Raw genomic sequence first — 22858 nt, 5'->3', positions numbered from 1 at the left:
GCGCGGAGAAATCCCAAAATCCGTTCGTGCTGAGCTTGTCGAAGCACCGTTCTTCCCTTCGCCGCCGGAAGAAAGAACGGCCCTTCGACAAGCTCAGGGCGAACGGAGTTTGAAAACGATATTTCTTCGCGTCTTCGCGTGATTCAAAATTTCACACCGCTGCGCGCGAAAGCCGGTCGTTGATCGCTGCTCCCAACCCATCCCGCGGGATTGCCGCCACCGCGATCCGCGTCTGCGCGCTCGCTGCCCCCGCGTGCAGCGCGTCGAACAGCCGTGCCGCCGCCTCGGTCAGGTCGCCCGCCCCGCTCAGCTGATAGTCGCCCACGAGCGCACCAAAACCGATCCCATATTCGTCGTCGGCAAAACCATCCGCCCCCAGTCGCATCGGCTTGCCCGGGGCATAATGGCTTGCGAGCATCCCCGGCGCGACGATCTCCGATCCCGCGACCCCCGTCACTGCCAGCCCCGACGCCTCGGCCAGCATCGCCGCCGTCACCGGCCCCGGCCGCAGCACCTCGACCGCGCCGTCCTTCACCCGCGCGATCGTCGATTCGACCCCCGCGCTCGTCGGCCCGTCGTCGATCACCAGCGCGATCCGCCCATCCAAAGTCGCCAGCACATGGCTCGCCCTGGTCGGGCTCACCCCGCCGCTCGCATTCGCGCTCGGTGCCGCCAGCGGCGCGCCGCTTTCAGCGAGCAAGGCCTGCATCGCGCGGTGCCCCGGCACGCGCAGCGCAATCGTATCGAGCCCCGCCGTCGCGATGCTCGCCACCGGGCAATCCGCCGTACGCGGCACCACCAGGGTCAGCGGCCCCGGCCAGAAACGCACCGCCAGCACCCGCTCGACCGCGCCAAACACGCCCAGCTTTTCTGCTGCCGCCAGATCGGGCACATGAACGATCAACGGATTGAAATCGGGCCGCCCCTTCGCCGCATAAATCCGCGCCACCGCCGCGGCGTTGCGCGCATCGGCGGCAAGCCCGTAGACCGTCTCGGTCGGCACCGCGACCGGCTGCCCCTCCCCGACAAGCCCCCCGGCGCGCGCGATTGCCTCCGCCGAGAAAGCGCGGGTATCGGTGGTGTAAAGCGGTGTTGTTTGACCCTTGGCCATGCCGCGCTATAGCGCCGCCACCTGTGGAATCATCCCTAAAAGGGGAGCCGGACCTTGACCTATACGCCGCCCACCACCGAACAGCTTTTTGTCTTGGGCCATATCGCGCGGATCGACGCGATGGCGCAACACGAACGTTTCGCCGACGCGACCCCCGACATGGTCGAGGCGATCGTCACCGGCATCGGCGAGTTCGCGGCGGAGGTGTACGCGCCATTGAACCGCGTCGGCGACGTCAACAACCCCAAGTGGCACGACGGCAAGGTCACCATGCCCCCGGGCTTCAAGGAAGCGTATCAGGCGTTCGTCGACGCCGGCTGGGGCAGCATCGACGGCCCGACCGAATATGGCGGCCAGGGCCTGCCCTTCACGCTCGCAACCGTGATCATCGAGGCGCTCGGCACCGCCGACATGGGCTTCACCCTGTGCAACATCCTGACTCCCGGCGCGATCCACGCGCTGATGGCCTATGGCACCGGGGAACAGCGCCAGACCTGGCTGCCCAAGCTGGTGTCGGGCGCGTGGAACGGTACGATGAACCTGACCGAGCCCGCCGCCGGCAGCGACGTCGGCGCGCTGCGCTCGACCGCTGAAAAAGTCACCGAAGGCCCGAACGCAGGCCTCTACAGGATCAAGGGGCAAAAGATCTTCATCACCTTCGGCGAGCACGACCTCACCGACAATATCGTCCACCTCGTCCTCGCGCGCACGCCCGGCGCAAGCGAGGGAACGCGCGGCATCTCGCTGTTCCTCGTCCCCAAATATCGCCTCGATGCGGAGGGCAATCCGACGATCGGCAACGGCGTCCACTGCGCCTCGATCGAGCACAAGCTCGGCATCCACGGTTCGCCGACCGCGGTGATGGTCTATGGCGAGGACGAAGATTGCCTCGGCGAGATCGTCGGCGCCGAAATGGGCGGCATGCGCGCGATGTTCGTGATGATGAACAACGCGCGGCTGATGGTCGGCTGCCAGGGCGTCCAGATCGCCGAACGCGCGACGCAGCAGGCGCAGGCTTTCGCCGCCGAGCGCATCCAGTCGTCGCTCGCCGGATCGCCCGACCGCACCCCGGTGACGATCGACCAGCACCCCGACGTGCGCCGCATGCTGTGGCGCATGCGCGCGCAGACCGAGGCCGCGCGCGCGCTGATCTATTACGCCTCCGCCCAGACCGATTTCGGCAAATTGGGCGACGAGGGTGCCGCGATGCGCGCCGAAATCCTGATTCCGCTCGCCAAGGCGCACGCGACCGACATCGGCTGCGAGGTCGCCAGCCTCGGCATCCAGGTCCATGGCGGCATGGGCTTCATCGAGGAAACCGGCGCCGCGCAGCATTATCGCGACGCGCGCATCGCCCCGATCTACGAAGGCACCAACGGCATCCAGGCGGCCGACCTCGTCGGGCGCAAGCTCGGCATGGCGGGCGGCGATCTCGTCCGCGGCCTGATCGACGACATCGCGCATGGCGCGGGCGATTTCCCCGAACTGCAGCAGCTCGTCGACGCGTGCCGCGCCGTCACCGACTGGATGGTGAACGCGTCGACCGGCGACCGGCTTGCGGGCAGCTATCCCTATCTCACCATGCTCTCGACCGCGACATGCGGCTGGCTGATGGCGCTGCAGCATAAGGCGGCGAAAACCGCACTCGATGAAGGCAATGGCGACACCGCCTTCCTCGAAGCCAAAATGGCATCGACGCGCTTCTACCTGCAACAGATCGTCCCCGCCGCCACCGGCCTCGCGCCGTCGGCGCTGGCGGGCGACGCGGCGCTTCCCGCCTTCGGCTGACGCCGGCCAGTCTCCGGTCCGGGGTGGTTTCCAGACTCAAAAACCCCTCCTCTGAAGAGGAGGGGCTGAGAAATGTCAGCTCCCACGCCGAAATCCGACGCACCATCACGCCCGGAAAACCGCGCCCATCCGTTAATCATTAACGCGATGATAACCATCGCGGCTTAGGCACATACGCTAACCGCTGGAGACGTGCGCGCGTGCCATTGATAGTCAACAGGATGATCGTCAGCTGGCGCACGCTCGGGCTTGCGCTGCTGCTCAGCATCATCGTCGGCATTTCGGGCGCGGGCGAGGTTCCCGACCGGATGATCGCGATGGCGACCAGCCGGCTCGGCGACCGGCCGGTTTCGGGCGATATCGTCATCGTCGCGCTCGACGACCGCACGCTCGGCCAGACCCCGGGCGGCGAATTTTCGATGACCCAATATGGCGAGGTCGTCAACGCGATCGACAAGGCCGGCGCGAAGCGCGTGTTCCTCGATTTCTATTTCGACCGCCGCGAATCCGATCCCGATTTCTCGAAACTGACCGAAGCGGTGCGCAAGATGGGCAACCGCGCGGTGCTCGCGGTTGCGACCAAGTCGATGCCCGGCACCGACCGCAGCCGCTCGATCTTTCCCAATCCCGCCTTCGGCGAACAGGCGCAGCTCGCCAGCATCGCCTGGGACTATGAATTCTGGCAGGTCTGGAACGTCCCGATCACCTATCTCGCCGACGGCCGCAAGCTCCCCAGCTTCGCCTCGCTGCTCGCGAACAAGCGCTCGGCCGAACCGAAGGCTTTCCGCCTCGATTTCTCCTACGACACCGGCAGCATCCCGCAATATGGCGCCGCCGACCTGCTCGCGGGGCGCATCGGCGCGGCGCAGCTCAAGGGCAAGGACGTCATCTTCGCGCCGACGGCCTCGACTTTCCAGGACGCCCATTATCTCCCCGGCCACGACCTCGTGCCCGGGGCCTATATCCATCTGATCGGCGGCGAGACGCTGAAGCGCGGCAATCCGGTCGATATCGGCTGGATGCCCGCGCTCGCCCTGATGGCGCTCACCCTCTTCGCCGCGCTGCTGCCGCGCTTCCAGCGCTGGTACGCACCGACCGCGATCGCCGCGGTCGGCGTCGCGGTCGTCGGCAAAGTGCTGCTCGCCACCCTGCTCGTCACCAGCTCGATCGGCGCCGCGCTCTTCTTCGTCGCCGCGGTCAGCGCCAATGTCTCGCGCAAACGCCGCCGCGCCTCGGCGCAGCGCGAGAATCCGGTCTCGGGCCTCCCCAATTTCGAGGCCTTGCGCGCGCAGGCCGCGTTCGGCAGCGCAACGGTCATCGCCGCCAAACTCGTCAATTTCGAGGATCTCGCGGCCTTCCTCCCCGGCCAGGGCAGCCAGCAGCTGGTCGACCAGGTCGCACGCCGCCTGACGCTCGCGTGCCATGGGACGCAGCTTCACCACGATCTCGACGGCACCTTCGCCTGGCTGGTCCCCTATTATCAGCACAGCCAGATCGAGGGGCATCTCGCCGGCCTCGCCGCCTTGTTCAACGCGCCGCTGACGATCGGCGAACTGCGCGTCGACGTCGCGATCGCCTTCGGGGTCAACGACGAGTTCGAGGGCTCGAACGCGCAGCGCCTCGCCGCCGCGCTCGTCGCCGCCGAACGCGCGATCCGCACCCGCGCGCTGTGGACCAAATATTCGCCGCGCCAAAAGGAAGACGCGGGCTGGCAGCTCAGCTTCCACTCGCAGCTCGAGGACGCGCTCACCGGCGGCGACATCTGGGTCGCCTTCCAGCCGCAGTACGACATCCGCACCCGCGCGCTCGTCGGGGTCGAGGCACTCGCGCGCTGGACCCACCCGACGCGCGGGCCGATCCCGCCCGACGAGTTCATCGTCCAGGCCGAAAAGAGCCAGGACATCTATCGCCTCACCTTGTTCGTGATGGACCAGGCGATCCGCTCGGCGGCGCAGCTGCAGGAACGCGGGTTCAAGATCCACATGTCGGTCAACCTGTCGGCGACCTTGCTCGATCATGCCGACCTCGTCGGCACGATCCGTGTGATGCTGACCGCGCACCACCTGCCGCCCGAGATGCTGACGATCGAAATCACCGAAACCGCGCAGATCGAAAACAGCCGCCAGGCGCGCCAGACCCTCGCGCAATTGCGCCGCGCGGGCATCCGCCTGTCGATCGACGACTATGGCACCGGCCAGTCGAACCTCGAATATCTGACCGAGATCGAGGCCGACGAAATCAAGATCGACAAGCGATTCGTGATGACCATGCGTGATTCGCAGCGGAACTTCGAAGTGGTCAAGTCCACCATCGATCTCGCGCACCGTCTGGGCGCCGTCGCGGTCGCCGAAGGCATCGAGGATGCCCCCACTATGGCGTTGCTCGAGGAACTCGGCTGCGATGTCGGCCAGGGTTATCATCTTGGCAAGCCGCAACTATTTTCCGAACTCGCCGCGTCGCTCACCACAACCCCGCACAGCCGCACCGCCTAATCGTTACCAAAATGGTACCAAAATCAGTTAAGACTCGATTTACCACGCCTGTTAGGGTATATGCTCCGTTAACTGCTCTGCATGGGCAGTCATGCAGTTGCATCTAGGAGACGTCCGATGGGTTGGTTTTGGCGTTGGATGGGCGGCGGCGGCACCGGTAGCGGTGGCGGTCAGGCCTGATCCGAAAACGAAATAGGGAAAGGGCCTCGGCATAGCCGGGGCCTTTTTTCATTTGGGGTCCGGAAACGGCAAGTAGCTGGATCGCACGCGGAACCGATGCGCGCTGCAGACCGCTTCGGTTCTCATAATTCGCCCACCTGCGCGCGGTTCCGGCAGCGAGATATCCGGAGGAAACTCCCGACCCCCGAAGGACCTGCCTCCGAGAGCCGGGAGCCCGGCATCGTCACATCACGCTCTCATCCGGCGACCTCGGTCACCAGCCCCGCGCCGACGGTCTTGCCGCCCTCACGGATGGCAAAGCGCACGCCCGGCTCGATGCCGACCGGCCGGTTCAGCTCGAAGCCGACCTCGACCTGCGAGCCCGGCTCCACGACCGCGCCGTCATTGGTGTGGATCACACCCGTGACATTGGTCACGCCGAAGAAGAACTGCGGCCGATAGCCGCTGGCAAACGGCGTGTGCCGGCCGCCTTCTTCCGCCGAAAGTACGAAGACCTGCGCCTTGCCCCGCGTGTGCGCCTTGATGGCACCCACGGCGCTCAGCACCTGCCCACGCTCGACGTCGTCGCGCTTGAGACCGCGCAGCAGCAGTCCCACGTTCATGCCGGCGCGTGCCTCCGGAACATCCTTCCGGAAGGCCTGCGTGCCGGTCACGACCAGCGCGACGCCTTCGTTGTCGACCCCGACGATTTCCACCGTGTCGCCGACGCGCACGATGCCGCGCTCGACGCGGCCGGAAACGACCGTGCCGCGGCCCGGGATCGTGTGGACGCCCTCGATCGGCATCAGGAATGGGCTGTCCACATCCCGGACCGGGTCTGGAATATGCGCGTCGAGCGCCGCGACCAGATCGACGATCCCCTGAACCGCCGGATCGCCAAGGTCACCGCGCGCCACCGCCTCGAGCGCGCCGAGCGCGCTGCCGAAGACGAACGGCGTATCGGCATAGCCCTGGCGAGCCAGCAACTCGCCCGTCTCGAGCTCGATCAGCGCGACCATGTCCGCACGGTCTTCGACCGCAACCGCGTCCATCTTGTTCACGAACACGACGATGTGGCGAACATTCACCTGACGCGCGAGCAGGATATGCTCGATCGTCTGCTTCGCCGCGCCTTGCGTCGCGTCGACGAGCAGGATCGCGCCGTCCATCTGCGACGCGCCGGTGATCATATTCTTCACATAGTCGGCGTGACCCGGACAATCGATGTGGGCATAGTGCCGGGTCTCCGACTCATATTCCACATGACTGGTGTTGATCGTGATCCCGCGGGCCCTTTCTTCGGGGGCCTTGTCGATCTGATCGAACGCCAGGGCCTGGCCGCCGAGCCGGGCCGCCTGGACCTGTGTGATCGCGGCGGTCAGCGTCGTCTTGCCATGGTCCACATGACCGATGGTTCCAACATTCACATGCGTCTTGATAGGCATTTTTACCTCCTGCCTATTGTGGGCGCCGCCTGAACCGGGATGGCCAATCCCGATCCAGGCGGCCATTGGCATTGGCGCGCCAATTCGGTGTGGGCCGCGGGGGCGGCCCGAAACAAAAGAGCCCGCCGGACGGGACCGGCGGGCTCGTGCTATTAGAGTGTCCCGGGTCCCTTTCGGCGGCCCCGGCGGATGTGCCAGGGGCGTCAGCTCGCAAATCGCCAAGCGCGATCGGCGCGCGGCGCGGCGCGCAGTTCGGTGCGAGCGATGGTCAACGTCGTGCGGGTCATGGTTCCGGCTCCTTGTTCGTCGGCGCACGAAAAGCGCCCAATAAAAAACCCTGGAGGGTCGGGCCTTCCAGGGTCATCGGACACAGGAGGCCGTTCGCCTCCTCGAAATCGAGAGGCAGATCAGGAATCGATAAAATAAAGCGCGGCGCCGGCAATAGCCGTCGCTTCGAGCGCTGCTTGTTTCTGGTCCACGATCATATTGCTCCATCTGAAAACGCGGGTGGCACATAGCGACGCGGCCTGTCGATTACAAGCAAGTTGGTCGCAACCCGATACGATGCCGGTCACCAAAAGGCGTGGAGCGTTCGTGGATACCACGAGATGCAGGCCACCGGCTGGCTGGGGCGGCAGGATTCGAACCTGCGCATGGCGGCATCAAAAGCCGCTGCCTTACCGCTTGGCGACGCCCCAACGGCCGGTGCGAGCGCGTCTATAGCGCTCGCCGCGTGAATGGCAAGTTGGCGCCTCGACGGCGCGGTAATTGAGTACGGACCCTAAAGCCGCGTGACCCAGCCGTGCGGATCGGCGGCGCGGCCGCGCTGGATGTCGACCAGCTTGTTCTTGAGCTTCGTCGTGACCTGCCCCGGCCCGCCGGCGCCGATCGTGAAGCTGCTGTCCCCGCGCGTCACCTTGCCGACCGACGTCACCACCGCCGCGGTGCCGCAGGCGAAGCTTTCGGTCAGCTTGCCGCTCTCCGCATCGGCCTGCCACTGGTCGATCGCATAGGGTTCCTCGCGCACCGTCAGCCCCGCATCGCGTGCCAGCGTGATGATCGCGTCGCGCGTGATGCCGGGCAGGATCGTGCCCGTCAGCGGCGGCGTAACGATGCTGCCGTCGTCGAAGACGAAGAACATGTTCATGCCCCCCAGCTCCTCGATCCAGCGATGCTCGGCGGCGTCGAGGAAGACGACCTGGTCGTGCCCCTTGGCGATCGCCTCGCGCTGCGCGACCAGGCTGGAGGCATAGTTGCCGCCGCATTTGGCGGCGCCGGTGCCGCCGGGCGCGGCGCGGGTATAATCCTCCGACACCCACAGCGAGATCGCCGGGGCGCCCGATTTGAAATAATTGCCGACCGGCGAGACGATGACGAGGAAATGATAATCGGCCGCCGGCTTGACACCCAGGAACACCTCGCTCGCATACATGAAGGGACGCAGGTACAGCGCGCCGCCGTCGACCGGCGGGAACCAGTGCGCGTCGGCGGCGACCGCTTCCTTCACCGCCGCGATGAAGAGCTCCTCGGGCAGTTCGGCCATCGCCATGCGCCGCGCGCTGGCGTTGAAGCGCGCGGCATTGGCCTCGACGCGGAACAGCGCCATCGATCCGTCGTCGAGCCGGTACGCCTTCAATCCTTCGAAGATTTCCTGCGCATAATGGAGCACTGCGGTCGCGGGATCGAGCGTCAGCGGGCCGCGCGGCATCACCTGCGCGTCGTGCCAGCCCTTGTCTTCCGAATAGCGGATCGAGACCATATGGTCGGTGAAGACGCGGCCGAACACCGGATCCGCGATCGCCGCCGCGCGTACCTCGTCCGCGACCTTGCTGGGGTGCGGCAGATGGGTAAAGGCGGAAGCGGACATGCAGGAACCTACTCGGTCAAGGGTGAATCACGCGCGCCTCTTGCCAAAGCCGGGCGCCGGGCGCAACGGTAGTGACTATGCCGAACGATAATTTTCTTTCACAAGTGCCCGGCGCCTCTGCCCTTTTCTTGCGCGAGGCCGAGGTGCGTCGCGGCATCGAATATCTGTTTTTCGCGCATGGATCGCTGTGGCGCTCGGTCGATGCGCGGCTCGCCGAAATGGACCTCGGGCGCGCGCATTACCGTGCGCTTTACTTCATCGCACGCCAGCCCGGCCTTACGATTTCGGACCTGCTCGCGCTGCTCGGCATCACCAAACAGTCGCTGGGGCGCGTGGTCAAGGATCTGGAGGCGCGCGACATGCTGGCGACGCGCCCGGGCAACCGCGACCGGCGCCAGAAGGAATTGCGGCTGACCGAGGAAGGTCGCGCGGTCGAGGCGGCGGTCTTCGCGCTGCTGCGCGACGCGATGAGCCGCGCCTATACGCAGGCGGGTCAGGCGGCGGTGACCGGATTCTGGCAGGTGAGCGAGGCGCTGCTGCCGCCGCGCGAACGCGGCCGGATGGCGAAGCTGGGCGGCGATACCACCTGAACCAAAACCCGTAGCCCTTGAGCCTGTCGAAGGGTGCCTCACTGAGAAGCGCCCTTCGACAGGCTCAAGGGCTAGGGTTCAGACCGACTTACCCCTCGCCGCGCGCGATATCCGCCAGCTCGCGCCCGCGGTCGCGCGCCGCGCGCAGCACATTGGTCATCAACGCGACGAGCTGCCCGCCTTCGTCGAGGACGTCGAGCCCCGCCTGCGTCGTGCCGCCCTTGCTCGCGACCTGCGCGACCAGCGCGCCCGGCTTTTCGTCGCTGTCGGCGAGCAGCGCGGTCGACCCGCCGAAGGTCGCGGTCGCGAGCTTGAGCGCGTCCTCGGGCGACAGGCCGAGCCGCTCGCCCGCGGCGGCATAGGCCTCGATCAGGCGAAAGACGAACGCCGGGCCGCTACCGGTGAAGGCGGTGACCAGATCCATCGTCGAATCGTCGCCCAGCGGCACGACCTGGCCGAGCGGCGCCAGCAAGGCCGTGATTGCCTTCTCGTCGGCGCGGCCCAGGCTGGCGAACGCCGATACGCCGGCGCCGATACGCGCCGCAAGATTGGGGAGGATGCGCACCTGCGCGCGCGCGTTCGGGAAGCGCGCGACCAGATCGGCGAGCGACACGCCCGCGAGGATCGACAGCAGATGGACGTCGTCGGCGACCTGCGGGCCGAGCTCGCCCGCGACCTCGCCCAGCTGCTGCGGCTTCATGCCCAGCATGATCCAGTCGGCGCTGCCGCCCGCCACCTGCCACTCGCCGAGCGATGCGTGCTGCGCGATGCCCGCGCGCGGCGCGGCGAAGGGATCGACGATCGCGACCTGCGCCGGGTCGAGCCCCTCCGCGAGCCAGCGACCCAGCATCGCCCCCGCCATGTTTCCGCAACCGACCAGCAACAGCCGGCCGGAAAAAGTCCGCAAAGTCTTTGTCATCGTTCCTGTTTCATCCTAGCGGCAGCTGCTCTCGGGACCCGAGATCAGGTCCAGGCAACGGCCGTCGATCTTGGCGGCGTCGACCGGCAGCCCGATCAGCGACGCGAGCGTCGGCATGATGTCGACCGTCATCACTGCATTGGGCTGTTCGAAACCGGCCAGCCCCTTGCGCCAGAACAGCATCGGCACGCGCCGGTCATAATCCCACACCGACCCGTGCGTCGCGACATAACCAAGGCCCGATTCAGGGATCGGCGTCACGCGCGGCTTGAGCGCGACGACGAAATCGCCTGAACGCTGCGGATTGTATGACGCGCGCAGCTTGTCCATCAGCGACCAGACGTCGGGCGAGCGTTTCGAGATCGGGTGTTTCGCCAGTTCCTCGGCCGTAACCACAGCCTCGACCTGCGGGTGCGCGCGCCAGCGGGCGAGCAGTTCGGTCGAGGCGGCCTTGCGCTGCGCGGAGGTCAGCGTCTTCGACAGATACATGTCGCCGAACGGGCCGTCGCTGTAGAGCAAAGGCTGCGGCAGGCCGAGCTTTTCGGCGACCGCCTTGCCCAGCTGGTCGGCGTCGAGACCGCGGTCGACGCGCTCGGCGGCGGGCCAGGCGTTCTGGCGGTTGCGCTCGGGCAGGTCGTGGCCACCATGGTCGGCGGTCAGCGCGACGGCATAATCGATGCCGGTCGCGTCGAGCCGCGCGAAGAAATCGCCGAGTTCGCGGTCGAGGCCCGCCATCTGCAGGCACATTTCGCTGCCCTCGGTGCCATAGGTGTGGCCGACATAGTCGGTCGCCGACAGCCCGACGATGAGCAGGTCGGTGGTGTCGCCCTCACCCATCTTGCGCGTCTGGCGCAGCGCCGCGGCGGTGGCGAGGACGGCGCCATCGGCCTCGGGCGAGGCCATGAAGCCGCGGAAATTGCCGCCGTCGCGCGCAAGGCGGCCGGTGCCGACGGAGCCCCCTTTGTCGATCGGGATCGCGATATCCTTCGCCGCGCAATCGGTGGGCAAGGTCAGCGCCGGGCGCGGCTGCGCCAGCGCGGCGGCGATCGCGGCGCTCGCCTGCGTCGCGACGGGCGACAGCGCGGTGCCGCGATAGCTGGTGAGCCCCGCCGGGACGAGCCACATCAGTTCGTCGGCCTGATGCCCGCCCATCATGATCGCCGCGCGGTCCTTGCCCGCGACCGAGACGACCTGCGCGTTCGGGTCGCGCGCCTTCATCAGGTCGCCGAGCGTCGGAACCAGCAGATGCTTCACCGACGCCGCATATTTGCCGCTGCCCGATGTCGTCCCGGCCACGCTCTCATCCTCGGCGCAATAGACGCGCTTGTCGTCGCGCGGCGTCGACAGGTCGAAATAATTGTTCGCGACGATGCCCGTGCGCGCGGGGTGGCTGCCGGTCAGGATCGTCGAGTGGCCGGGGCAGGTCTCTGTCGCGCCGTGCGACTGATAGCCCGCGGGAAAGACTACGCCCGAGGCGAGCCGCGCGAGGCCGCCGGTGAAATGGCCGCGATATTCGGCGAACAGGTCGGCCGAAAACTGGTCGACCGCGATCATCACGATCAGCCTGGGCGGCGGGGTCGACGCCGTCATCTTCTGCGCCGGGGCCGCCGAATCCTGCGCAAGGACGGCGCCGGTCGCGGCGACCGAGAGCGTGGCGGCAAGCGCCGTGGCCAGATGTTTGAACGACACGATCGGCGTCTCCCCATGCAGCGATGTCGGTGCGGGCTGTCCTCTCGACCAAAGCCGCCTATATGGCAAGCCTTGAACGATGGATTGCGGCGGGACGGCTATGAAAGCCCGGAAGGACGGATTTGTGACAGGCATCTGGCGCGCGGCGCTGGCTTTGCTGGCGCTCGCGGCGCTCGCGCTTGCCCCGGCCAAGGCGCAGCCGGTGAACATCGCGCCGCAGTTGATCGCCGAATCGCCGGCGCCCGCGCCGGGCTCGACGACGACGCTGGCTCTCGCCATGACCCCCGCCAAGGGCTGGCACGGCTATTGGCTCAACGGCGGCGACGCCGGCTTCGGGATGACGGTCGAGTGGAACGCGCCCGAGGGCGTGACGGTCGCGCCCTTCCGCTATCCGGTGCCCGAGGCGCTCACCCTCTTCGGCATGATGAACCATGTCTATGAGCATCCCTATGCGCTGCTCGCCGATGTCCGCATCGACAAAAGCGTGGCGCCCGGAACCGACCTGACGCTGTCGGGGGTCGCCAACTGGCTCGCCTGCACCGACAAGGTCTGCGTCCCCGAAAAGGCAGTGATTTCGGTCAAGCTGACCGCCGGCGACGGCGCGGTCGCCCCGGCGTCGCGTGCGAAATTCGACGCGTGGCGCGCACGATTGCCGCAGCCGCTCGACCGCGCGGGCGCATGGGAGCGGCGCGGCGACACCGTCCGCTTCGAAATCCCCCTGCCCCGCGGCGTCGCGATCGCGGTGCCGCATCTGTTCCTCGAGACCCCCGAACTGATCGATTACGCCGCGCCCCAGGCAATCAGCCGCAACGGCGACTGGATCGTCGTCGAGACGCGCGCGAACGGCGAGGCCGCCGGCCCCGTGGCGGCGCTGCTCAAACTGGCCGACGGTCGCGGCCTCGCGGTGCGGTTCGAGCCGGGCGCCGTGCGCGCGGCCGGCGAACCGCTGACCGCGCCGTCGAAGGCGGTCGATAGGACGCTCTTCTGGACCGCGCTCGGCGGCGCGATCCTCGGCGGGCTGATCCTCAACCTGATGCCCTGCGTCTTCCCGATATTGAGCCTCAAGGCGCTGAGCCTCGCGCGCTCGGGCGGCGCGGCGCGCGAAGCGAAGGTCGAGGCGCTCGCCTATACCGCGGGGGCAGTGCTCGTCTCGCTCGCGCTCGGCGCAATGTTGCTGGGACTGCGCGCCGCGGGAACCGAGGTCGGCTGGGCTTTCCAGCTGCAGCATCCGGCGAGCGTCCTTCTCCTGCTCGTCCTCGCGACGGCGATTACGGCAAATCTGCTCGGACTGTTCGAACTGCCGGCGTTCGGTGGCGGCCAGCAATTGACCGCGCGGGACGGCGCGGCGGGGGGCTTCTGGACCGGTGCGCTCGCGGCCTTCGTCGCCACCCCGTGCAGCGGCCCGCTGCTCGGCGCGGCGCTCGGCGCGACGCTGGCCTTGCCCGCATGGGCAGCGCTGCCGATTTTCGGCGGACTGGGACTGGGCCTCGCCCTGCCCTTCCTGATCGTCGCTTTCGTGCCGGGATTGCGTACGCGCCTGCCCAAACCCGGCCCGTGGATGGCGAGCTTCCGCAAATGGCTGGCGCTGCCGATGGGGCTGACCGCCGCCGCGCTGCTGTGGTTGCTCTCGCGCCAGTCGGGCGTCGGCGGCTGGATCGTCGGCGGCGCGGCGCTGCTGATCACCCTCGGGATTTTCGCCTCGCTTGGACGGATCCAGCGTCAGGAGGGCACAAGGGCCGGCCGGTTGCTGATGGCGGCCGTCATCGCGATCGGCTTTGCGATCGGGACCCAGCATCTGGCGCAGCGTTTCATGCCCGCGGGGACGGCCACAGCCGCTGCGGGCAGCAGCTTCACCCCCGAAGCCCTCGCCAAGGCGCGCGCATCGGGCAAACCCGTCTTCGTCTATTTCACCGCCGACTGGTGCCTGTCGTGCAAGGCCAATGAAGCCGGCGCGATCGACCGCGAAGCCGTGCAGAAAGCGTTCGACAAGGCGGGCGTCGTCACGCTGGTCGGCGACTGGACCAACGGCGATCCGGCGATCACGCGCACGCTGGCCGGGCACGGCCGCAACAGCGTGCCGCTCTACCTCTGGTACGCCCCCGGCGCCGACAAGCCCGAAATCCTGCCGCAGATCCTGACCCCCGGCATGCTCACCGAGCTGGCCGAGCGCTGATGGCCAAGCTCCGCGCCGACCAGCTGCTCGTCGACCGCGGCCTCGCCGAGAGCCGGACGCGCGCGCAGGCGCTGATCCTCGCGGGGCTCGCCTTCGTTGGCGACCGCAAGATCGACAAGGCGGGGCAGCAGGTCACCGCCGACGCCGACATCAGCGTCAAGGGCCGCGACCATCCCTGGGTCTCGCGCGGCGGGATCAAGCTCGACCATGCGCTCGCGCACCTCGGCTGGGACGTGGGCGGAGCGGTCGCGATCGATGTCGGATCCTCGACCGGCGGCTTCACTGACGTGCTGCTTAGCCGCGGCGTGCGCCGCGTCTACGCCGTCGATTCGGGCACCAACCAGCTCGCATGGAAGCTGCGGCAGGACGAGCGCGTGATCGTCCACGAACAGACGAGCGCGCGCATCCTGACGCCCACGCATATCCCCGAGCCGATCGACCTGATCGTCTGCGACGCGAGCTTCATCGCGCTGGCGAAGGTCCTGCCCCTCCCGATGTCCTTCGCGAAACCCGGCGCGCGCCTGGTCGCGCTGATCAAGCCGCAGTTCGAGGCCGAGCGCCACGAGGTGGGCAAGAAGGGCGTCGTGCGCGACCCCGCCGTGCACGACCGCGTCTGCGCCGAAGTCCGCACCTGGCTGGAGAACGAAGGCTGGGCGGTTTCCGACCTCGTCGAAAGCCCGATCACGGGACCCGAGGGCAATGTCGAATTCCTGATCGCGGCGGTGCGCGGGGGTTGAGACGCCGTCTTATGGATTGGCACCTACGCCTGATCGCTTGACGAGCATCGCGCCAGTCGCGACACCTTGCCGCGCAGAATCGCGAACAGGGGCCGCCATCCGATGAGTGAAATCGCCACGCCGGGTCAGCTACGCATGTCTTATCTCCGCTGGGCGCTGGTCACTGTCCCCGCGATCGTGCTGATCGGCAGCCTCTCGGGCCTCCTCTCCAACAGCGGCTACGGCAACCGCTGGTTCGCGTCGCTCGACCTGCCCGCGATCACGCCGCCGGGCTGGGTGTTCGGCACGGTGTGGCCGATCCTCTACATCCTGCTCGGCCTCTCGCTCGCGATGATACTCCATGCGCGCGGCGCGAAGGGGCGCGGACTCGCACTGTTGCTCTTCTTCGTCCAGCTGATCGCCAATTTCGCCTGGTCACCGCTCTTCTTCGGCGCGCATCAGGTGACGACGGCCTTTTACCTGATCGTCTTCATCCTGCTGATGACGATCGCCACCGCCTTCGCCTTCGCGCCGATTCGCAGGGCTGCGGCGTGGCTGCTGGTGCCCTATATGGCCTGGCTCTGCTTCGCCGCGATCCTCAATTTCCAGATCGATCAGCGCAATCCCGATGCCGAAGACAAGGGGGTTGTCGTCCCAGCCGCGAGCACCCAGATAGGGTGACGGCAAGGGTTCTCCCCCACGAAGGAACACGACAATGCAGAGCGAAAACCGCTTTTTCGACGATCTGGCCAAGATGATCAACGGCGTCGCCGGAACCGTCGCCGGCGCCGGCCGCGAGGCCGAGGCCGCGATGCGCGAGCGCGCGAAGGAATTCGTCGGCCGCATGGATTTCGTCAGCCGCGAGGAATTCGAAGCGGTGAAGCAGATGGCCGCCACTGCGCGCGCCGAAGCCGAAGCGCTCAAGGCGCGGCTCGACAAGCTGGAAGGCGCGAGCAAGGCCGACACGGTCAAGACGCCCGCCGGCAAGCCCGCGGCGAAGCCCGCTTCGCTGCGCAAGCCCAAGGCCTGACGCAGCGACTCGCCACCTCGCGCGTTTCCCGCTAAAGGCGCGCGCATGAGCGACGATATCTACGACGACGAAGACGGCCAGGACGCCGCGCCGATGGAAATGCTGGCGTCCTATTTCGCCGCGCACGACTGGCCGCACGAGATGGTCGGCGAGGACGAGATCGTCGCGACCGCGCAGGGCAGCTGGACGACCTACGAGCTGCGCGCGGTGTGGCGCGCCGACGACGGCGTCATCCAGCTGCTCGCCTTCCCCGACATCCGCGTCGTCGAGGACAAGCGCGCCGTCGCGCACGAAGCGCTGGCGCTGATCAACGAACAGCTCTGGCTCGGCCATTTCGAGCTCTGGTCGAACAGCGGCACGATCCTGTTCCGCCACGGCATGCTGCTGGGCAGCGACGCCTCGCTCCCGCTCGACCTCACCGAGACGCTGATCGAAAGCGCGATCGACGAATGCGAGCGCTTCTACCCGGTGTTCCAGTTCGTGCTGTGGGGCGGCAAGTCGCCCGCCGAGGCGCTCGCCGCCTCGCTGATCGAAACGCGCGGGGAAGCTTAAACCCTACCCCTCAGCCGTTGGTGTCGAGCGTAGTCGAGACACGTGGGGGCGCGCACCCATTCGTCTCGACTTCGCTCGACACGAACGGAATGGGGGGCGTTTTAGTTCGAGCGCTTCTCGAACCGCGCCAGCCCCGCGCCCAGCTCGTTCGCACCGATCGCCAGCGCTTCGCCGCTCCAGTCGGCGACGAACACCGACTTGCGGTCCATCCCCGCGGGCAGGCTCGCGCGATTACCGACGATCGACAACCCGCGCGACGGGTTCTTGCGTTCCTCGGCGGCGACCGCGATCAGCGCCGAATAATTTTCCTTGTCGCGCCCCTGTACGAACATATTGCCCGCGATCTGGCCGACCGACCCCGACGGCAGGTCGATCATATAATTGGTCGCCGTGCCCTGTGTGTCGTCGAAGCTGTTGTCGCGGACGTCGACCACGATGCCGCGCGATTTGAAATAATGACCGCCGCTGCCCTTTTCGAAGCGCGTGCGGGTGACGATCACGCGGCCATAGATGCCGGTATAGACGCTGTGCGCGCAGCTCAGACCGCGGTCGCAGCGCCCGAGGCGCGAGAAGGTCGAGCGGTCGATGGTCAGCGTCGCCTCGGGATCGTCGGCGGTGAGGATCCCCTCCTCGCTGCTGCGAAACATGCTGTTCGCCACCTCGAGGTCGCTCGTCTCGAGCCTTATGCCCGCGCCATTGCCGTCGGGGACGCGCATGTTCTGGAAGACGATGCCATCGACCTTGGCGCCGCCGCCGCGCAGCACCAGCGCCGCCTTGCCCTCGCAGGTCACGCCGTCGAAGATCGCCTGCCCGGCTTCGGCGGCGACGAAGGCGATGCGCCCCGCGGTCTGCACCGCGCAGTCGCGGTGATAGCCCGGCGCGATCCGGATCGTTCCCTGGCCTTCGCCGATCGCATCGACCGCGTCCTGCAGGCGCGAAAAGCCCCGGCCGTCGATGCTGTAGGGCGCACCGCCGGTCTGGGCAGGCGCGGGGGCGGAGGCGGCCGCGGCGGCGATGAGCAGCGCGGCGACGAGGCTGGGGCGGATACGGACCATGGCGCGCTTATAGGCCGGCGCGGCGCGCCAGTCGTTTGCAAGGCTGGTTAATAGGCGCGCCGTCCCGAAAGCGGACGCCCGGGGTGGCGGGGATTAATGCAGGCGTCGGGTTGGGGACAAGCATAAAACCCCTTCTCTTCAGAGGAGGCGCAGTGAGACTTGGTCCGGCGCAGCCGGGCCTTTAGTCGAACGGGGTGGTGGCCGGAGGCACACGCCCAGCGGCGAACACCACCCCGCTGCGACTAACGCGCAAGCGCATAAGTCTCGCAGGCCCCTCCTCTGAAGAGGAGGGGCTTGGTATGGTCGCTACCGCCCGATACCGGCCCCTATTCCTCGGTCCGGATCAGGATCATCTCGCCGATCAGCGCGAAGAGGATGAACGGCCCCCACGCCGCCAGGAACGGCGAATAGGCACCGAGATCGCCCATCGCGAGCGCGAAATTGTCGGCGACGAAATAAGCGAAGCCCAAGGCCATGCCGAGGATCGCCCGCACGAAGAGCTTGCCCGAGCGCGCCAGCCCGAAGGCCGCGACTGCACCCAGCAGCGGCATCAGGATCGCCGACAGCGGCCCCGAAATCTTGTGCCACAGCACGCCCTTCAGCGCGTCGACCGGGCGGCCCGCGGCCTCCAGATCGTCGATCGCGGTCTTCAACTGGACGAAGGGCAGCTGGTCGCCCTTGACCTGCGCCAGCGTGAACTGGTCGGGGCGCACACCCTTCGCCGCGACGATCGTGCCCAACGGCTGGACCGTGCCCGAGCGGCGGTTGAAGCGCTTGGCATTGGTCAGTTCCCAGCCGCCGTCGACCGCGCGCGCGCTGTCGGCCGACAGGATCGACGACAGCACTCCGCCGGTGCGCTCGTAAATCTTGACCCCGGTCAACCGCACCACCGGCCCGCCGGTCTCGACCGTCGCCGCGTTGATCAGATCATCGCCCGCGCGCACCCAGATGTTGCTGCGCACGCCGTTGTCGGGCGGGACCTGCGCATATTGCACCTTTTGCCACGCAGCGAGCGAGGCGGTGGCGCGCGCGACGATCCGCTCGTTGAAGGCGAAGCTGATCCCCGCGACGAGAAACGCGGCGAGGAACAACGGCGCCAGCACCTGATGCGCCGACATGCCCGCGCCCTTCATCGCGATGACCTCGCTGTTCTGGTTCAGCGTCGCGAGGGTCAGGATCGTGCCGAGCAGCACCGAAAAGGGCAGGAAGGTCTCGACGATCTGCGGGATGCGCAGCCCCACATAGCGCCATACCTCGGCATCGCCATTGCCCGCGACCGCCAGGATCTTGCCGCTCTCGCCGAGCAGGTCGAGCGTCTGGAGGATCAGCACCAGCGCGAACAGGATCGCGAAGGTGCGGATCAGGAACAGCCGCCCGACGTAGACCGCCATGGTGCGCGAGGGGAAAAAGGCGAGTGCGTGCATCAGGCGGCCACCGGCTTGCGCTGGAACATCTTGGCGAGCCCGCGGATGCGCTTGCCGATGTTCGCCGCGACGCGCTCGAGCGCGCCGATCGGCTGGCCGCCCGGCACATGCGCGGTCTGATAATACATCCAGACCGCGAGCGCGGCGAACAACAGGAAAGGCACCCACAGCGCGATCAGCGGATCGACGGTGCCCCGCGCGCCCATATCCTCGGCATATTCGTTGATCTTGTGCTGGGTGACCAGCAGCACGATCGACAGGAAGATGCCGAGCGACGAGGTCGATCTCTTGGGCGGGATCGCGAGCGCGATCGCGATCAGCGGGATCAGGAACATCGAGGCGACCTCGACGATCCGGAAGTGGAAATTGGCGCGCGATTCAAGGCGGGTCTTGAGCGGTTCGCTCCGGTCCTTGCCGGCAACGAACAGCTCGGGGATCGTCTTTTCGCGGTCGGCGCCGCCGCGGGTGCGAAAGGCGTCGATCTTGGGCAGCGGGATCGGCAGGTCGTGATTGTCGAAAGTCAGCACGCGCGGCACCGCGAACTTGGGCGATTCGTGGATCAGCACACCCCTGGTCAGCCGCAGGATGATCGTGTCGGGGTCGTCAGTGGCGAGGAATTGCCCCTGCGCCGCGGTCGCCGACACCGCCTGCCCGTCCTTCTGCTCGCCGCGCACGAAAATGCCGCGCAAGCTGCGGCCCTCGTTGGAGCTTTCCTCGATGCGCAGCGTCATGCGCTCGCCGAGGTTGGTGAACTCGCCGACCTTGATCGACGCGCCGAGCGCGCCCGAGCGCAGTTCGAACTGCAGCCCTTCATAGGCGTAGCGCGCATAGGGCTGGATGAAGCCGACGATCGCAAGATTGAGCAGGGCGAGCGCGAGCGCATAGGCATAGGGCACGCGCATCAGCCGCCCGAAGCTCATCCCCACGCCCTTCAGCACGTCGAGCTCGCTCGACGTCGCGAGGCGGCGGAAGGCAAGCAATATGCCCAGCATCAGCCCGATCGGGATGCCGAGCGAGAGATATTCGGGGATCAGGTTGGCGAGCATCCGCCACACGACGCTGACCGGCCCGCCCTCGGTCGCGACGAAATCGAACAGCCGCAGCATCTTCTCGAGGACGAGCAGCATCGCCGACAGGACCAGCGTGCCGAGCATGGGGAAAAAGATGAGCCGCGAGATGTAGCGGTCGATGGCGGGCAATCTATTCAAGCTTTCGTCGCCCTATTACCATGATTTGGCCGCAAATGATTCCGATATGCCGATGCAAGGGCGACAGGGACCCGTGCCAGCGTGGCTGGCATGGCTATAGCCACTGGGAGCTAATGCGTCATGTCGAAATTTGTATCGACGTCTCTCTGCATCATTCTGCTGGCGGCCGCCTGGCCGGCGCTGGCGGAAGGACAGGTCCTGTCGAACGATCTGTCGAAATGCCGGAACGGTCCGTCCACGCTGGTCCAGATCAGCGGCCTCAAGGCCGGGTCGGGCAAGGTGCGCGTCCAGGCCTATCGCGCCACCTCGGCCGAATGGCTGACCAAGGGCCGCTGGATCAACCGGATCGAGGTGCCCGCGCGCGCCGGATCGATGACCGTGTGCGTGCCGCTGCCCGAAGCCGGCAGCTATGGCATCGCGGTGCGTCACGACGTCAACGGCAACGGCAAGACCGACCTGTCTTCGGACGGCGGCGGCATGTCGAACAACCCGAGCATCAACATCTTCAACCTCGGCAAGCCGAGCTACAAGAAGACGGCCTTTGCAGTCGGCAACGCACCGAAGACGATCTCGATCACCATGAAATATATGTAAGGATATATGGCCAGCGTCGCGCTCCTTTCCAATCCGCGCTCGACGGGGAACCGTGCCCTGTTGCCGCGCGTCCGGGAATATTGCGCCGCGCATCCCGATATCTTTCATTACGAGGTCGAGGACGTCGCCCAGATCGGCGAGGCGATCCGCACCATCGCGATGGTCAGCCCGCGCATCGTCGTCGTCAACGGCGGCGATGGCACCGTCCAGGCGGCGCTGACCGAGCTTTATTCGGGCGGCCATTTCAATGGCACGCCGCCGCCGGTCGCGGTGCTGCCCAACGGCAAGACCAATTTGATCGCGCTCGACCTCGGCGCCGAGGGCGACCCGCTGAAAGCGCTCGAACGCGTGATCGAACTGGTCGAAACCGGCCGGCTCGAGGATCATGTGATCCAACGCCAGCTGATCTCGCTCGACAGCGGCGGCGAAGCGCGGCCGGTGCTCGGCATGTTCCTCGGCGGCGCCTATCTCGCCGACGTGATGCTCTATTGCCGCAACCGCATCTATCCGCTCGGCCTGCCCAACGGCGTGTCGCATTTCCTCGCGGCGGTGCTCGGCCTCTTCGCGATGGTGCTCGGGCTCGGCGGCGGCCGCCTGCCGCCCAAGCCCGAACCGATGACCGTGTCGCTGATCCGCCAGGGCGAGTTCAAGGGCAAATTCTCGCTCCTGATCGTCACCACGCTCGAGAAATTGCTGCTCAGCATCCGCACCAGCGAAGCGCATGGCACCAACGGCCATATGAAATTGCTCGCGACCGAGACCAGCGTCGGGGCGCTGTTCCGCATGCTCGGCGGCGCCTGGCGCGGCACGCTCGGCCAGCGCCAGCTCGACGGCGTGCATTTCGAGCAGGGCGACGAGATCCGCATCGAGGGCAAGCGCTCGAACGTCATCCTCGATGGCGAGATTTTCGAGTCGATCGGGGGCAAGCCGATCGTGCTGACCTCGACCCAGCCGGTGCCCTTCCTGCGCCTTGCCGCCTGAAGGCACCGCCATGTCCGACAGCCTGGCCAACCTGGTCCGCGCCGAACTTTCCACCCCCGTCGATCCGCGCGCCAAGGCGATGGCGATGGCGATCGCGGCGCAATATCCGGGCTCGGCGCGCGCCGTGCTCTTCTACGGCAGCTGCCTGCGCGAAAGCGAGCTCGACGGGCTGATGCTCGACTTCTACCTGATCGTGTCCGATTATGGCGACGCCTATGACCGGCGCTGGATGGCGGCGGCGAACCGGCTGATCCCGCCCAATGTCTTCCCCTTCCAGCACGAAGGGCTGATCGCCAAATATGCGGTGCTGAGCGAGGCCGACTTCGACCGGCTGAACGGGCCCGAGACGCGCAACGTGTCGGTATGGGCGCGCTTCGCCCAGCCCTCGCGGCTGGTGTGGAGTGTCGACGACACCGCCGCCAACCGCGCCGTCGCCGCGGTCGCGCGCGCGGCACCGACGCTGCTGGCAGCCGCCGGCCGCATCGCAGGCGAAGAGGCGCTCGACTGGTGGCGCCGCGCCTTTTCGCTCACCTATTCAGCCGAACTGCGCGCCGAGCGCACGAGCCGAGCGCAGTCGGTGGTCGACGCCGATCCCGACCGCTACCGCCGCTTCGGCCCGCCCGCGATCGCCGCGATCGCGGCGAATGCGCGCACCGGCGGCTGGCCGCGCCGTCGGCTGGAGGGCAAGGCGCTCAGCATCGTCCGCCTCGCCAAGGCCAGCCTGACTTATGCCGGCGGGATCGATTATCTCGCGTGGAAGATCAATCGCCACGCGGGGACGAAGATCGAGATCAAGCCCTGGCAGCGGAAGTGGCCGCTGGTCGCGGCGCTGACTTTGGTCCCGCGGCTGATGCGCAGCGGAGCGATCAAATAGGGCGAGTTTCGGGCGGTTGCGGACCTTTCTCAACCCCTCCTCTTCAGAGGCGATTATGTCCTTTGCAAACACGACAATGAATGACCGGTTCCGGGCGGAAGCGGACAAGAGCGATCCTCCCCCAAGGGGGGAGGGGGACCAGCGAAGCTGGTGGAGGGGTACAGGCGGTTTGCCTTGCCGGTGAGGTAGCG

General features: G+C 67.2%; 19 protein-coding genes and 1 tRNA gene. 11 read left to right on the top strand and 9 right to left on the bottom strand.

What is annotated here, in order from left to right:
* Positions 1-151 precede the first annotated feature (151 nt).
* Positions 152-1111: an L-threonylcarbamoyladenylate synthase gene (locus AC1RNQ_RS15740; RefSeq protein ID WP_493172478.1), complete on the bottom strand. Its 960-nt coding sequence runs from the start codon at positions 1109-1111 to the stop codon at positions 152-154.
* Positions 1112-1165: 54 nt separating this feature from the next.
* Between AC1RNQ_RS15740 and AC1RNQ_RS15735 the strand changes: the two genes are divergently transcribed.
* Both AC1RNQ_RS15735 and AC1RNQ_RS15730 read left to right on the top strand, forming a co-directional pair.
* The gene (locus tag AC1RNQ_RS15735) at positions 1166-2899 is read left to right on the top strand and encodes an acyl-CoA dehydrogenase (protein ID WP_493172477.1); all 1734 of its coding nucleotides are present in this window, start codon (positions 1166-1168) and stop codon (positions 2897-2899) included.
* Positions 2900-3120: 221 nt separating this feature from the next.
* Positions 3121-5391: an EAL domain-containing protein gene (locus AC1RNQ_RS15730; RefSeq protein WP_493172475.1), complete on the top strand. Its 2271-nt coding sequence runs from the start codon at positions 3121-3123 to the stop codon at positions 5389-5391.
* Between the two features lie 416 nt (positions 5392-5807).
* On the opposite strand, the gene tuf is transcribed toward AC1RNQ_RS15730, so the two are convergent.
* The 3 genes from tuf to AC1RNQ_RS15715 form a co-directional block, all read right to left on the bottom strand.
* Positions 5808-6995: an elongation factor Tu gene (gene tuf / locus AC1RNQ_RS15725; RefSeq protein ID WP_493172474.1), complete on the bottom strand. Its 1188-nt coding sequence runs from the start codon at positions 6993-6995 to the stop codon at positions 5808-5810.
* Positions 6996-7618: 623 nt separating this feature from the next.
* Positions 7619-7693: transfer RNA gene (locus AC1RNQ_RS15720), tRNA-Gln, on the bottom strand.
* Between the two features lie 83 nt (positions 7694-7776).
* Positions 7777-8862 (bottom strand): branched-chain amino acid aminotransferase, encoded by a 1086-nt coding sequence (locus AC1RNQ_RS15715; RefSeq protein ID WP_493172472.1) that lies wholly within the window; start codon positions 8860-8862, stop codon positions 7777-7779.
* Positions 8863-8939: 77 nt separating this feature from the next.
* Here AC1RNQ_RS15715 and AC1RNQ_RS15710 point away from each other — a divergent pair, with 77 nt between their 5' ends.
* Positions 8940-9452, top strand: coding sequence for a MarR family winged helix-turn-helix transcriptional regulator (locus tag AC1RNQ_RS15710; RefSeq protein ID WP_493172471.1), 513 nt, complete (start codon positions 8940-8942; stop codon positions 9450-9452).
* Positions 9453-9540: 88 nt separating this feature from the next.
* Here AC1RNQ_RS15710 and proC read toward each other — a convergent pair whose 3' ends face one another.
* Together proC and AC1RNQ_RS15700 are read right to left on the bottom strand one after the other, a co-directional pair.
* Positions 9541-10371: a pyrroline-5-carboxylate reductase gene (gene proC, locus AC1RNQ_RS15705; protein ID WP_493172469.1), complete on the bottom strand. Its 831-nt coding sequence runs from the start codon at positions 10369-10371 to the stop codon at positions 9541-9543.
* 15 nt (positions 10372-10386) lie between these two features.
* Positions 10387-12060 (bottom strand): alkaline phosphatase family protein, encoded by a 1674-nt coding sequence (locus AC1RNQ_RS15700; protein WP_493172468.1) that lies wholly within the window; start codon positions 12058-12060, stop codon positions 10387-10389.
* A 100-nt stretch (positions 12061-12160) separates the two neighbouring features.
* Here AC1RNQ_RS15700 and AC1RNQ_RS15695 point away from each other — a divergent pair, with 100 nt between their 5' ends.
* From AC1RNQ_RS15695 to AC1RNQ_RS15675, 5 genes are all read left to right on the top strand, one after another.
* Positions 12161-14233 (top strand): protein-disulfide reductase DsbD family protein, encoded by a 2073-nt coding sequence (locus tag AC1RNQ_RS15695; RefSeq protein ID WP_493172466.1) that lies wholly within the window; start codon positions 12161-12163, stop codon positions 14231-14233.
* Positions 14233-14970: a TlyA family RNA methyltransferase gene (locus AC1RNQ_RS15690; RefSeq protein ID WP_493172464.1), complete on the top strand. Its 738-nt coding sequence runs from the start codon at positions 14233-14235 to the stop codon at positions 14968-14970. Before AC1RNQ_RS15695 ends, AC1RNQ_RS15690 begins: the two co-directional genes overlap by 1 nt.
* Positions 14971-15072: 102 nt before the next feature.
* The gene (locus AC1RNQ_RS15685; protein ID WP_493172462.1) at positions 15073-15630 is read left to right on the top strand and encodes a TspO/MBR family protein; all 558 of its coding nucleotides are present in this window, start codon (positions 15073-15075) and stop codon (positions 15628-15630) included.
* Positions 15631-15664: 34 nt separating this feature from the next.
* Positions 15665-15979, top strand: a complete 315-nt coding sequence (locus tag AC1RNQ_RS15680; RefSeq protein WP_493172460.1) for an accessory factor UbiK family protein — start codon at positions 15665-15667, stop codon at positions 15977-15979.
* A 45-nt stretch (positions 15980-16024) separates the two neighbouring features.
* On the top strand, positions 16025-16531 hold the full coding sequence (locus tag AC1RNQ_RS15675; RefSeq protein WP_493172458.1) for a type III secretion system chaperone family protein: 507 nt from the start codon (positions 16025-16027) through the stop codon (positions 16529-16531).
* Positions 16532-16632: 101 nt separating this feature from the next.
* Here AC1RNQ_RS15675 and AC1RNQ_RS15670 read toward each other — a convergent pair whose 3' ends face one another.
* The 3 genes from AC1RNQ_RS15670 to lptF form a co-directional block, all read right to left on the bottom strand.
* A complete protein-coding gene (locus AC1RNQ_RS15670) occupies positions 16633-17586 on the bottom strand; it encodes a right-handed parallel beta-helix repeat-containing protein (protein ID WP_493172456.1) in 954 nt (317 codons plus the stop codon).
* Between the two features lie 326 nt (positions 17587-17912).
* A complete protein-coding gene (gene lptG, locus AC1RNQ_RS15665; RefSeq protein WP_493172454.1) occupies positions 17913-19010 on the bottom strand; it encodes an LPS export ABC transporter permease LptG in 1098 nt (365 codons plus the stop codon).
* Positions 19010-20218: an LPS export ABC transporter permease LptF gene (gene lptF, locus AC1RNQ_RS15660; protein ID WP_493172452.1), complete on the bottom strand. Its 1209-nt coding sequence runs from the start codon at positions 20216-20218 to the stop codon at positions 19010-19012. Before lptF ends, lptG begins: the two co-directional genes overlap by 1 nt.
* A gap of 120 nt (positions 20219-20338) precedes the next feature.
* Here lptF and AC1RNQ_RS15655 point away from each other — a divergent pair, with 120 nt between their 5' ends.
* Genes AC1RNQ_RS15655 through AC1RNQ_RS15645 form a run of 3 tightly spaced genes read left to right on the top strand, consistent with a single transcriptional unit; the run spans position 20339 to position 22667 of the window.
* The gene (locus AC1RNQ_RS15655; RefSeq protein ID WP_493172450.1) at positions 20339-20812 is read left to right on the top strand and encodes a DUF2141 domain-containing protein; all 474 of its coding nucleotides are present in this window, start codon (positions 20339-20341) and stop codon (positions 20810-20812) included.
* A gap of 6 nt (positions 20813-20818) precedes the next feature.
* Positions 20819-21793: a diacylglycerol/lipid kinase family protein gene (locus tag AC1RNQ_RS15650; RefSeq protein WP_493172448.1), complete on the top strand. Its 975-nt coding sequence runs from the start codon at positions 20819-20821 to the stop codon at positions 21791-21793.
* 10 nt (positions 21794-21803) lie between these two features.
* Complete coding sequence (locus AC1RNQ_RS15645; protein ID WP_493172446.1) at positions 21804-22667, top strand: hypothetical protein; 864 nt, start codon at positions 21804-21806, stop codon at positions 22665-22667.
* The last annotated feature ends 191 nt before the right edge of the window (positions 22668-22858 follow it).

The organism is Sphingopyxis sp. GW821-FHT12F08 (assembly GCF_058806755.1).
The sequence above is the reverse complement of the archived record's forward strand: the minus strand, read 5'-3'. Positions and strand labels throughout refer to the sequence as shown.

What these genes read in the sequence shown, in the direction of transcription:
- AC1RNQ_RS15715 (WP_493172472.1), bottom strand. Translation starts at nt 8,862, where the DNA reads ATGTCCGCTTCCGCCTTTACCCATCTGCCGCACCCCAGCAAGGTCGCG.
- AC1RNQ_RS15730 (WP_493172475.1), top strand. Translation starts at nt 3,121, where the DNA reads ATGATCGTCAGCTGGCGCACGCTCGGGCTTGCGCTGCTGCTCAGCATC.
- AC1RNQ_RS15675 (WP_493172458.1), top strand. Translation starts at nt 16,025, where the DNA reads ATGAGCGACGATATCTACGACGACGAAGACGGCCAGGACGCCGCGCCG.
- AC1RNQ_RS15650 (WP_493172448.1), top strand. Translation starts at nt 20,819, where the DNA reads ATGGCCAGCGTCGCGCTCCTTTCCAATCCGCGCTCGACGGGGAACCGT.
- AC1RNQ_RS15655 (WP_493172450.1), top strand. Translation starts at nt 20,339, where the DNA reads ATGTCGAAATTTGTATCGACGTCTCTCTGCATCATTCTGCTGGCGGCC.
- lptG (WP_493172454.1), bottom strand. Translation starts at nt 19,010, where the DNA reads ATGCACGCACTCGCCTTTTTCCCCTCGCGCACCATGGCGGTCTACGTC.
- proC (WP_493172469.1), bottom strand. Translation starts at nt 10,371, where the DNA reads ATGACAAAGACTTTGCGGACTTTTTCCGGCCGGCTGTTGCTGGTCGGT.
- tuf (WP_493172474.1), bottom strand. Translation starts at nt 6,995, where the DNA reads ATGCCTATCAAGACGCATGTGAATGTTGGAACCATCGGTCATGTGGAC.
- AC1RNQ_RS15710 (WP_493172471.1), top strand. Translation starts at nt 8,940, where the DNA reads ATGCCGAACGATAATTTTCTTTCACAAGTGCCCGGCGCCTCTGCCCTT.
- AC1RNQ_RS15685 (WP_493172462.1), top strand. Translation starts at nt 15,073, where the DNA reads ATGAGTGAAATCGCCACGCCGGGTCAGCTACGCATGTCTTATCTCCGC.
- AC1RNQ_RS15645 (WP_493172446.1), top strand. Translation starts at nt 21,804, where the DNA reads ATGTCCGACAGCCTGGCCAACCTGGTCCGCGCCGAACTTTCCACCCCC.
- AC1RNQ_RS15680 (WP_493172460.1), top strand. Translation starts at nt 15,665, where the DNA reads ATGCAGAGCGAAAACCGCTTTTTCGACGATCTGGCCAAGATGATCAAC.
- AC1RNQ_RS15670 (WP_493172456.1), bottom strand. Translation starts at nt 17,586, where the DNA reads ATGGTCCGTATCCGCCCCAGCCTCGTCGCCGCGCTGCTCATCGCCGCC.
- AC1RNQ_RS15740 (WP_493172478.1), bottom strand. Translation starts at nt 1,111, where the DNA reads ATGGCCAAGGGTCAAACAACACCGCTTTACACCACCGATACCCGCGCT.
- AC1RNQ_RS15695 (WP_493172466.1), top strand. Translation starts at nt 12,161, where the DNA reads ATGAAAGCCCGGAAGGACGGATTTGTGACAGGCATCTGGCGCGCGGCG.
- AC1RNQ_RS15690 (WP_493172464.1), top strand. Translation starts at nt 14,233, where the DNA reads ATGGCCAAGCTCCGCGCCGACCAGCTGCTCGTCGACCGCGGCCTCGCC.